Consider the following 1,360-nt stretch of genomic DNA (forward strand, 5'->3'; position numbering starts at 1 on the left):
GTGCCAGTTGCGTAAGTCCTGAAACAATTTATTAGTATTATTAGAATTTGCCAAGACGGGTGATACAAAAGCCATAAAATTACTGATAAAAGCTTGTAAATATGACAGCAAATATACTGCATTTGCCCTTTTTTATATTCTTCCTTACCTTGCTCACCACTTTCAGATTTTAGAAGCAACCGACAGGATTAAAGAAATCAGTAAACGCAGTCCGAGTTATGCTCAATTTGCTCGTGTTGATGATTTATTTTAATTGTTTAAATTTGATAATTAAATTTATTTAGAAACTCTAGTTGTTAATTATTTAGTTGAGGATAGTAATTAGTAATGCTCTAAATCTACTTGATTATAATAAATAAAATATCTTCAGTTAAATTTTTCCAGTTAACTCGCAATATAGGTTTCTCGTCTGTTAATACATTCAATAGGATAAAAATCAAAGATATTGGCTGGATTTCTATAACAAATGCTTGATTTTTTACTTATACTAGGTTAAACAGTATTTATACGGTTAATCAATTCATCCATAACCAGGAGTTTATGAGCAATAATTTACAACTTTCAGAAATAGCGATCAGTATTATCGCCAAAAATCTTAATCCAGCAGTTTTAAATCCAGATTTTCTGAAATATACGGGGATTATTCCTACTGAATGGGAATTAGCCACCCAACCAGTTTACAACAGCAATTTACTCCAGTTGGTTTATAAAAATGGTGTGGGAATTATTGTTCAACCTAACCAACTCAATGTATTAGAGATGATCGGAGTCAAACAACCACCAACAGAAATTCAATTTGCAACAGTAGCACTACAATTAATAGATAAGTTATCGCAAATAGAATATCAAGCAGTGGGAATTAACCCCAAAGCATTTGTAAGTTTTCCTACAGACGAGGAAGCTTATCAATATATATGCCGTCAACTTTTAGCCCCTGGAGCTTGGCAGGAATTTGGAGGAAGTAAAGTTAATGCTTCCTTAGAATTAAGTTATCTTTTAAAACAGGGAGCTTTGAATTTAGTTATTAATCAAGTCAATGTCCAGTTTGGAGAACAAAAAACACCGGCAATTTTATTTTCTGGTAATATGAATTATCCCCTAGCAGGAAATACTCTTCCAGAGAAAATACAAGATTTAAAACGAATCATTAGTAATTGGCCAAATGATGTAAAAACTTTCCAGGAATTACTAACAGAGAAATTTTTACCATCTTCTGCTGTTAAACCCTTGAGTGGTTCTGTATTTTAATCATTAGGATTAGCTGAAAAATCTTGATATTAGGGAATTGGGAATTAGGAAATAGGACTTACGCAAGATGTAATTATAACCCTTATTTTTGTGCAGGGGTAATTCATGTAGC

1 protein-coding gene is annotated in these 1,360 nt (G+C 32.1%); it reads left to right on the forward strand.

From position 1 onward, the window contains the following. Nucleotides 1-540 precede the first annotated feature (540 nt). Nucleotides 541-1,248 carry a hypothetical protein gene (locus tag CUN59_RS20440; RefSeq protein ID WP_104389544.1) on the forward strand — a complete coding sequence of 236 codons (708 nt, stop codon included), beginning with the start codon at nt 541-543 and terminating at the stop codon, nt 1,246-1,248. Nucleotides 1,249-1,360 lie beyond the last annotated feature (112 nt).

This window comes from Cuspidothrix issatschenkoi CHARLIE-1, assembly GCF_002934005.1.
Taxonomy (GTDB): Bacteria; Cyanobacteriota; Cyanobacteriia; order Cyanobacteriales; family Nostocaceae; genus Cuspidothrix; species Cuspidothrix issatschenkoi.

Excerpts from the sequence above, each read along its gene's own strand:
- CUN59_RS20440 (WP_104389544.1), top strand. The coding sequence starts at position 541 with ATGAGCAATAATTTACAACTTTCAGAAATAGCGATCAGTATTATCGCC.